Annotated in this window: 9 protein-coding genes; 5 read left to right on the top strand and 4 right to left on the bottom strand. The window is 44.3% G+C overall.

What is annotated here, in order from left to right; all coding sequences use genetic code 11:
- The first annotated feature begins 440 nt into the window (after positions 1–440).
- Positions 441–1,400 carry a cysteine synthase A gene (cysK, locus tag HWQ41_RS34025; RefSeq protein ID WP_292772682.1) on the top strand — a complete coding sequence of 320 codons (960 nt, stop codon included), beginning with the start codon at positions 441–443 and terminating at the stop codon, positions 1,398–1,400.
- Positions 1,401–1,474: 74 nt separating this feature from the next.
- Here cysK and HWQ41_RS34020 read toward each other — a convergent pair whose 3' ends face one another.
- The 3 genes from HWQ41_RS34020 to HWQ41_RS34010 all read right to left on the bottom strand — a co-directional run bounded on the left by HWQ41_RS34020 (position 1,475) and on the right by HWQ41_RS34010 (position 3,724).
- Positions 1,475–2,185, bottom strand: a complete 711-nt coding sequence (locus tag HWQ41_RS34020) for an HAD family hydrolase (protein ID WP_292772680.1) — start codon at positions 2,183–2,185, stop codon at positions 1,475–1,477.
- 73 nt (positions 2,186–2,258) lie between these two features.
- A complete protein-coding gene (locus HWQ41_RS34015) occupies positions 2,259–2,882 on the bottom strand; it encodes a TenA family protein (RefSeq protein ID WP_292772678.1) in 624 nt (207 codons plus the stop codon).
- Between the two features lie 71 nt (positions 2,883–2,953).
- Positions 2,954–3,724 carry a pentapeptide repeat-containing protein gene (locus HWQ41_RS34010; RefSeq protein ID WP_292772676.1) on the bottom strand — a complete coding sequence of 257 codons (771 nt, stop codon included), beginning with the start codon at positions 3,722–3,724 and terminating at the stop codon, positions 2,954–2,956.
- A 655-nt stretch (positions 3,725–4,379) separates the two neighbouring features.
- Between HWQ41_RS34010 and HWQ41_RS34005 the strand changes: the two genes are divergently transcribed.
- The 4 genes from HWQ41_RS34005 to HWQ41_RS33990 all read left to right on the top strand — a co-directional run bounded on the left by HWQ41_RS34005 (position 4,380) and on the right by HWQ41_RS33990 (position 8,966).
- Positions 4,380–4,646 (top strand): type II toxin-antitoxin system HicA family toxin, encoded by a 267-nt coding sequence (locus tag HWQ41_RS34005; protein ID WP_292772670.1) that lies wholly within the window; start codon positions 4,380–4,382, stop codon positions 4,644–4,646.
- Positions 4,630–4,842 (top strand): type II toxin-antitoxin system HicB family antitoxin, encoded by a 213-nt coding sequence (locus HWQ41_RS34000; RefSeq protein ID WP_292772668.1) that lies wholly within the window; start codon positions 4,630–4,632, stop codon positions 4,840–4,842. Before HWQ41_RS34005 ends, HWQ41_RS34000 begins: the two co-directional genes overlap by 17 nt.
- Positions 4,843–5,175: 333 nt before the next feature.
- Positions 5,176–6,969: an ABC transporter ATP-binding protein gene (locus tag HWQ41_RS33995; protein ID WP_292772666.1), complete on the top strand. Its 1,794-nt coding sequence runs from the start codon at positions 5,176–5,178 to the stop codon at positions 6,967–6,969.
- A 194-nt stretch (positions 6,970–7,163) separates the two neighbouring features.
- Positions 7,164–8,966: an ABC transporter ATP-binding protein gene (locus HWQ41_RS33990; RefSeq protein ID WP_292772665.1), complete on the top strand. Its 1,803-nt coding sequence runs from the start codon at positions 7,164–7,166 to the stop codon at positions 8,964–8,966.
- A 218-nt stretch (positions 8,967–9,184) separates the two neighbouring features.
- Here HWQ41_RS33990 and HWQ41_RS33985 read toward each other — a convergent pair whose 3' ends face one another.
- Positions 9,185–9,316: a hypothetical protein gene (locus HWQ41_RS33985; RefSeq protein ID WP_292772664.1), complete on the bottom strand. Its 132-nt coding sequence runs from the start codon at positions 9,314–9,316 to the stop codon at positions 9,185–9,187.
- Positions 9,317–9,421: the final 105 nt, after the last annotated feature.

The following is a 9,421-nucleotide window of genomic DNA, read 5'->3' as shown; positions in this document are numbered from 1 at the left end:
AAAGTAAATTATAGCGGTTATCGGTTGAGTGAGATACAAGAACCCTACCCCCAACCCCCTCCCCGCAAGCGAGGAGCTTGCTCTGATATATCTCATGTGATTAGGAAACGCTATATATTTCCATAACAAATAGAAGATATTGAGAATAATGGTAAAAATTATGCATATATACAGAATTATATAAATTGAATCTCAGTCCAAAAGGTAATAGTCAGCAATTCCAAATGGTAAAATAGAACTATGGCAAGCTAGACCTCTGCTGAAGTGAGAATCAATAGGAACATCTGATAAAAGTTCTTCCTAAACTTTCATATTTGGTAGTTTAGTTATAATACATAGTATATGCACTCATCGACGCTAAACTACAAATTAAATACACAAAAGCTTATTGATATAAGTAAATACTCTGTACTAAGATTTGGGATTTTAGGAGTTAAATAATGCGGATTGCTCAAGACGTAACAGAACTTATCGGACGAACTCCTTTAGTTCGACTGAACAAGATTCCTCAAGCTGAGGGAGTAGTAGCAAGGATAGTTGTCAAATTAGAAGGCATGAACCCAGCGGCTTCGGTGAAAGACCGCATTGGGTTAAGTATGGTACTCTCAGCAGAAGCAGCTGGCTCAATTTCCCCTGGAAAGACCATTTTAGTTGAGCCTACTTCAGGTAATACAGGTATTGCTCTAGCGATGGTAGCAGCAGCGCGTGGCTACCGTTTGATTTTGACAATGCCAGAGACAATGAGCCAAGAACGACGAGCTATGCTTAGAGCTTATGGTGCAGCATTGGAGTTGACACCAGGCGCTGAGGGAATGCGGGGAGCAATTCGCAAAGCCGAAGAAATTGTGGCTAATACTCCCAATGCTTTTATGCTGCAACAGTTTCGTAACCCTGCTAATCCCAAAGTTCACCAAGAAACCACCGCAGAAGAAATTTGGGCAGATACAGACGGGGAAGTAGATATCGTCATTGCTGGGGTAGGTACTGGTGGGACGATTACTGGTATTGCAGAAGTACTCAAACAGCGCAAACCGACTTTTAAAGCGATCGCAGTTGAACCCAGCAACAGCCCAGTTCTCTCTGGTGGTGAAGCCGGGCCACATAAAATTCAAGGCATTGGTGCCGGATTTATCCCAGATGTTCTCCGTCTAGAATTAGTTGATGAAGTAATTAGAGTCAGCGATGAACAAGCGATCGCTTATGGACGACGTTTGGCAAAAGAAGAAGGCTTATTGTCTGGGATATCCTCTGGTGCAGCTTTGTGCGCCGCAATTCAAGTAGGTAAACGTCCAGAAAATGCCGGACGTTTAATCATAATGATTCAGCCTTCCTTTGGTGAACGTTACCTCAGCACACCGATGTTCCAAGACTTGTCCTTAGAAACTGCTGGGGTGCGTTAAAAAGACAAGGGGGATAAGCCAGACAATAGAGTAATGCTCCTCACCTGTCTATTTCATCTCCTGCTGATGCTTCGTCAGCTAGCTGCGCTTGTTAGCTTTGCTAATAGCGCAGCTACCTGTGAAAGACTATTAATTTTTTCCCCATCATAGAAGTCAATCTCGGAAGCCCTTTGTGTTCGGTCAAGCCATACTCCAAACATTCCAGCTTTTGTGGCAGCAATCGCATCCAACTTCAAGTTATCCCCAATGTAGATGCAATCTGATGCAGATTCTCTAAGCTCCTCACACGCATATACAAATATCTCTGCCGATGGTTTCGCCGCTCCTGCTCTCTGGGATGTGACAACGACATCGAATTTTGAAAAAATACCACAGCGTTTTAGTTTGTTAATCTGTTGAGCCTCTTGACCATTTGTAATGACTCCAACCTTGTACTTATCTAATTTCGCAAGACATTCCAGGACATCATCGAACAACTGGCATAGTCCAACATAACGCTCCCAGTACTCCAACAGTAAAGCATCAGCCGTCCTATCAGAAAATACACATTCATATTCACTGAATGACTCTCGCAACTTCCCCCGTCCTGACTCCTGAAAACTTACCTGACCGTCGTAGAATTTGCGATACCACAAAGCGTTGGCTGATATCCATTTCTCCACAAATTCGGTACAACCTTGGCTTCGTCCAGGCAAAACCTGCGCGAATAGTTCTTCTGATGCACCTCTAATCGCAGCATCATGGCGGATAAGAGTATCGTCTAAGTCGAAGAGGACGGTTTTCATCGCAAAGCTAACTATGTATTAACACTTCCGTGATAGTCAAAACTGATTTCTCTCACTGACTTAATTAGGCAGACTACTCCAAAATCCATGCAGCCTGAAAAAAGTCGCGCTCACAAAACATAGCATAACGGTAGGTTGAATGCACAACATGACTGGTAGTGGCATAATTGTCAACTAAACTTTCTAATTGTTGTGTTAGTGGTTGAAAGTCTACGCTGCTGTAAGTACGAATCCAGTCTGTATATTGATGATTAGGAATACCGTTACCAGCCAACTGTTCTCCTAAAAAGGCATACAAACGCATACAGGGAGACATCGCCGCAGCAGTTAAACCCACATCTCCACCCCAAGCAGTTGCTAACAAAAAGTCAGTATAGCGGCGGGTGGCAGTTCCTGGTTTCACAGAATGCAAATTGACTCCCCACTGAGAAGCATAGCCACTATGCAGCCGCAGTTCTTCTAAAACTCCACTAGCTAAGTTATGAAATGTGGTGAAACCTAACCAGTCTGGTGCTTTAGCTGCGGCGATACTGTACGCACGGGCAAAAGCTTCTAAGAAAAAAGCATCTTGCCCTACGTAGTAAGCAAATTTCACCTGCTCAAGAGTACCATCGCCAATGCCTTTAACAAAAGGATGCTCTAGGCAAGCTTGGGCTAAGTCTTGATTTGCTGCCCATAATTCGTTAGATAAAGTCATTTGCTATTTGTCATTTGTCATCTGTTATTATCCCTCTGTTCTTTCAAATCTACCTCTCAAAAAGGAAGCACTCAAAAAGGGAAGAACTGGAGCAATATTGAGCCAAGATTTCCCAAAAAGTCAACAAAACTGGGGCTACCAGCGCTTACCTTATCATTTACGGGTGTTTGCAGTTCTTTAATAAAAGCTTGGGCTGTTTGCGTTCCAAGGCTGTTGCTTTGGGATGTAAACAATTTTTCAGCAACTTGGGCATCTTGGAATGCACCTGGCCTATCTAGTATTTGGTAACGGGCGACACCACGAGCTAAATAAGCACCTGCATATTCTGGTTTAATAGCGATCGCTTGATTAAAATAACTAATTGCTTGCTGTTCGTTGCCTTTTTGCCCTTCTGCTACACCCCAAGCATAAAATTCTTCTGATGAAGCAATTTGTGATGGTATACCAACTGCACCCTGAAAGTTAGCGCCATTCAGGTTAGCACCAGTCAGTTCTGCATTTGCTAAATAAGCATTTCTCAAATCAGCACCCGTCAAATTTGCCCCACCAAATTTAGCTTCGCTCAGGTTAACACCAAATAAACTAGCGCCACTCAAGTTTGCACCCCGTAAATCTGCGCCGCTCAAGTTTGCACGGCTGAGGTTAGCATTTGTGAGATTAGCACCGCTCAAATTGGCTCCAGATAAGTCAGCCATCACTAAACCTGCACTGGTCAAATCGCAGTTTTGACATTGTTTGGTTGCCAATAACTGTTTAATATGTTCAGAATTTGCTGCTTGTACGGTTGTTGTCAAAATAATTGTGGTTAAAAATGCGGCTGCGCCGATAATTTGGTTTTTCATATTCGCGTAATATTTCTTACTCAATATTCAACATTAACTGAGACGGATTTATACCTCAGCTTATGATATGAGCAATCTTAACAATTTGCCCTCTGTAGTTGCCTATATCACTTGTAAATTTGAGTATATAGGAATCCGATTTGATTCGTGAACTTACTTGCGTCGGGAGGGAACTCTTAACAGGGAAGAGGAAAGAAGGGAATAGATGTGTACTGAGTTATTTCAAAAATCAAATGCGAGTCCTATAGCGGTTCTCAGTTGGGTTGAATCTGCCCGCTGATTGGGGAGTCAGGAGAACTCTATATTGTGGCTCCTGGCTATTGAGGTTGGGTGTATTTTATTCATCTAAGAATTGCTATAAACACTCGCTGGTTATGCAAGTTCACTTTTCCAGTCTTCTGGCTTAGAGAAGATAAATTGAATTTTGCAAATAAGCTCAGGGTGAATGTTAAAATAACTGCTGTAAAACTGCTAATTATTTATACTGAGGTTAATCCTTGATAGGCGTACTGTTGCCTTTAAAGCTAAGTATAAAATTTCATTAAAGCGTAGCAAATTATCTGCGTGCCTATGCGTTTAAATTTCAACTCTCAATTTGCCACGATTTTACGCCTCCACGATAGTCAAAAGAAACATTTATACAGTCAAAAAAAACGTGAGTCAGCAAGACAAACTCTTAGAAAAAATTCTCTCTGGGACTTCTGATACAGACATCCCTTTTGCCCAACTGTGGCAACTTTTATATAGACTAGGCTTTGATGAAAGGATTCGTGGCGATCATCGTATTTTTATCAAAGCCGATGTTGAGGAAATATTGAACCTGCAACAAAAAAAAGGAAAAGCCAAAAGCTATCAAATTAAACAAGTTCGCGCAGTGATTCTCAAGTATAAGTTAGGAACTAAAAATGATGTTTCGCTATGAAATTATTCTCTACTGGAGTGAATTAGATCAAGCCTTTATTGCTGAAGTGCCAGAGTTATTAGGCTGTGCTGCTGACGGCGATACTTATCAAGAAGCCCTGCATAATGTAGAATCAGTTATGCAGGAATGGATAGAAACGGCTAAGGATTTAGGGCGTCCAGTTCCTGAACCTAGACCGCGTTTGATGTACATTTAATTGATATCACAAGCCAAGTCTAAACAAACCTTGGTATTTTAGCTCATAAAACCGCAATTCCAGCAAAATTTCTCTCCCCAGCAGCATACCTTCTCAACAACTCCTCAGCATCCATACCCTAACTTCCGAATCAATTATTACTTGGAATGGCGATTTTAACGACATCTTCAGTCAATTTGGCGACCTGAGTTAAACTATTATCAAGTGCGATCGCTTATACCATTGCAGAAAAATCCCGCTCGGATTCACTTCCCCCGCTTGGCCAATTGGTTTTTTACAATTATTACAATCAGAGTAGGAGATAATTTTCCAAAGATACAGGGGTAAATACCATTGGTTCAGCAAGCAGAACTCCAGGAAACTTCGTCGATACAGTCAACCGGGCGCGTACTTAAAAGTTTGAGTACTTACCGATGGACTTCGCTGGGAGCCTTAGCCAGCCTGTTGCTGTTGACGATCGCCAACGCAATTACTCCGCAACTATTTCGCTGGGGAATTGATCAGGGCATCATCAAACAAAACCTCCAAATTGTGCTATATAGCGCCGCCTGGATGGTAGTCGCCGCGATCGCTCGTGGTTTATTTAACTTTGGACAAAGCTATTTAGCAGAAGCGGTGTCTCAGGGTGTGGCCTATGACCTGCGAAACAAAATTTTCAGCAAGATTCAAAATCTCAGTTTCAGCTATCATGACCAGGCGCAGACTTCCCAACTGCTAACCCGTGTCACTAGCGACATTGAGCAGATCCGTACCTTTGTTGGCACTAGCTTAATTCAAGTCGTCGGTGCAGTTGTGACATTGGTTAGTATTTCGGTGATTTTGCTGGTAATGAACTGGCAATTAGCGCTGATTACGCTGACAGTAGTGCCGCTAGCCGGATGGGTGATGGCGCGATTTATCACTCAAAATAATAAACTTTTTCGGCAAGTACAAGAGCAACTGAGCGATCTGAATGCGGTATTGCAAGAGAACTTATTAGGAATCCGGGTAGTGAAAGCCTTTGTGCGGGAGTCAACTGAAAGGTCGCGTTACACGACCATGAATGATGCCCTAGTCAAGGCAAACATGAAGACCATTAGCGCTATCCGTGATACCTTCCCGTTTATCTTTTTGCTGAGTAATTTGGTAACACTGGCAGTTTTCGGCTACGGGGGAGCGCAGGTGATTGGGCGTAGATTCTCCATTGGCGAACTAGTGGCGTTTAACTCCTACCTAGCGTTGATTCTTCAACCTATTTTGTTGATTGGATTTGCTGCACCCGCGATCGCTCAATCAGCTGCTTCTGCCGAACGAGTCTATGAAGTTGTAGATGCAGAGGTAGAAATTCGCGATCGCCCCGGTGCTGTCCCATTTGACACCTGTGGTGGTAGAATCACCTTTGAAAATGTTTCCTTTCGCTATCCAGGAGCGACAACCGAAACTCTCAAAGAAGTTTCCTTTGAAACCAAACCCAACGAACTGATCGCCGTTTTAGGGATGACTGGCTCAGGAAAAAGCACAATTATGAACTTGATTCCCCGCTTTTACGATGTTACAGGGGGAGCAGTTCGCATTGACGGGCGAGATGTAACAAGTTTCACGCTCAAAAGCCTGCGATCGCGTATTGGCATTGTATTTCAGGAAACCACCCTCTTCTCCGGCACAATCCGCGAAAATATTGCCTATGCAAAACCCAATGCAACTCTAAAACAGGTGATTGAGGTTGCAAAAACCGCACAAATGCACGATTTTATTACCAGTCTGCCCGATGGCTACGAGACGATTGTGGGTGAACGGGGCGTGGGCTTATCTGGTGGACAAAAACAACGAATTGCGATCGCTCGTACCTTACTGACTGATTACAGCATTCTGATTTTGGACGATAGTACCTCGGCTGTGGATGCCAAAACTGCTGCCCAGATTCAAGCCGAACTAGATGACTTAATGCGCCAAAAAGCTTGTACAACTTTTGTAGTCGCTCAACGCATTAGCACCGTCAGGAATGCCGATCGGATTTTTCTCATGGATAAAGGACGATTGGTGGCACAAGGCACTCACGAGGAATTGATGCAAACCAGCCCCCTCTACGGTGTGATTTTGGAATCTCAGGTAAAGCCGAAGGAGAAAAATCATCCCAAATTAGCATAATTACTCTGGCTGGGAATTTTGATTACAGCCTTGTAAAAAAGACTTTTAATCTCTTCGAGTTCAGCAGTCGCTCATAGGGGAAACCCCCAGACGCTCGCGGACTCGCTAACGCTGCGCTATCGCCCTTGGCGTCTCCCCTTGGGAGAAGACCGCGCTGCTTCACCAAAATCCAAAATCTAAAATCCAAAATTTTTATGAGAGGCACAGTTCCCGTTGTTGCATCTGAGGAAAAAACAAGTCAGCAACTCTCCACCCTGCGGCGCTTTTTGCAATACGTGCTACTCTATCGCAAAGAAATTCCCATCGCCCTGACACTAGTATTGATTGGTGCCATAACCCAGGCAATTGGGCCGTTCTTCATCGGCTGGTCGATTGATCACCTAATTGCACAAGGGAATTTGCAGGGACTACTGCTGTTATTAGGGCTATTAGGGCTGAACTATGGACTTGGTGTCTTGGCAATCCGGGGTCAAATTATTCGAGTCGGCTGGATTATGCAGCGATTGCTGGCTCAACTGAGGCAAGACATTTTCACTAAAATCCAAAGTCTGCCACTCAGCTTTTTTGATCGCAGCGAAGCAGGCGATTTAATGAGCCGCTTGCTGAATGATGTCAATACTGTGAATCAGGCGTTTGGACTGACGATCGCCCAAATGCTGGGCAACACTTTCAGTTTAGTCGGCATTGTCATTGCTATGCTCTCAATCAACCTGCAACTTGGCTTGTTGAGCAACCTAGTTGTGCCACTGATGATTTTTACCACAAGCTTATTTGCACGTTGGGCAAGAGTCAGGTTTCGCGTTACCCGACAGACCATTGGGGAGCTTTCCGCCAAGTTAGAAGAAGATATTGTCAGCGTGCGAGAAGCACAGGCATTTAATCGTGTACAGATGAACATTGCAGAATTTGACATTCTCAACGCTGCTAATAGAGATGCCAACCTTGAGGCTGTGGTAATTACTTCGGCCTTTTTGCCCTCTATTGATTTTCTCAACACCCTAGCAACCGCAGGCGTGCTGGCCTATGGTGGCTATCTCGCGGTAACAGGATCTGCAACAGTGGGTGTGGTGACATCCTTTTTACTTTACGTCCAGCAGTTCTTCCGCCCTATCCAGATTCTCAGCCAGTTTTACACCCAAGCTCAATCTGCCTTGGCCGGATTAGAGCGAATCTTTCTATTGCTAGATGAACCGTCACAACTCAAAGACGCACCCGATGCGACAGAAATGCCGCCCATTCAGGGTGAGGTGAAATTCGAGAATGTCAAGTTTGGCTACAACCCAGATCAACTGGTTCTCAAAGGCGTGAATTTGCACGCCTATCCAGGGCAGATGGTTGCGTTAGTCGGGCCGACCGGTTCGGGAAAAAGTACGATCATTAACTTGATTTTGCGCTTCTACGATGTATCTGGCGGTGCAGTGAAAATTGATGATATTGATGTGCGTAGTGTTACTCAAGCAAGTCTGCGGCGTCAAATTGGCATCGTCCTGCAAGACAATATTCTGTTCAGTGGCACTGTCGCCGAAAACATTGCCTTTGGCGCTCCTTACACCACCCAAGCTGATATCGAAGCGGCTGCACAAATGGCAAATGTGCATGAGTTCATTACCTCACTGCCACAGGGCTATACAACTCAATTGGGTGAACGAGGCGCTCCCCTGAGCCAAGGACAGCGACAACTGATCAGTATTGCCCGTGCGGTGTTGATCAATCCGCGAATTCTGATTCTTGATGAAGCAACCAGCAGCATTGATACCCGCACAGAAGCGCTGGTACAAAGTGCGATCGCCCGCTTGCTGCAAGGTCGTACCAGCTTCGTGATTGCCCACCGCCTCAGTACAGTTACTCAGGCAGATCAGGTATTAGTAATTCAGCAGGGACAAATTGTAGAGCAGGGTACTCACGCCGAACTGATCAATCAGCAGGGTGTCTATGCCAACCTCTACGCCCTGCAACTAGGTGCAGCAGACACAATGGTTCTTCAAAACGAAAGGTAAAATATATATAACTCAATGTGCGACTTATTCTTGGAACCCCGCTCTTGAGAGGCTCTGATTCTGCTCCCCAACGCTACAAGGGTTGGGGTTGGGGGTTAGGTTTGAGAGAAAGTCGCACACGGCTTATATAGCTCGAATTTATCACTTGCCAGCAAAGGAATGAAGCTACCTAACCTCGATTCACAAACCATCGATCGCATCATTGAATCCCCAGAGAGTTATTGACCGCGATCGCGGTGATGTTCGTGCCAGCTTTGATGCTCACGCTGAAACTGTTCTAACTCTTCCACCCTGGCAAATAGTTTACCAAAGCTAGTTATCCAAGAATATTCAATGTCTATTTTATTCAATTACAGGACTAGCCCTTTCAAGGTGAGCAGATGTACTATCACGGTTTTTGCGGCATTTTAGCCATCGGCTGGAATTGAATAAAAAATCTATCCTTTAAACCCCAG

It is taken from the genome of Nostoc sp. NOS(2021) (genome assembly GCF_017115025.1).
GTDB lineage: Bacteria > Cyanobacteriota > Cyanobacteriia > Cyanobacteriales > Nostocaceae > Nostoc.
The sequence above is the reverse complement of the archived record's forward strand: the minus strand, read 5'-3'. Positions and strand labels throughout refer to the sequence as shown.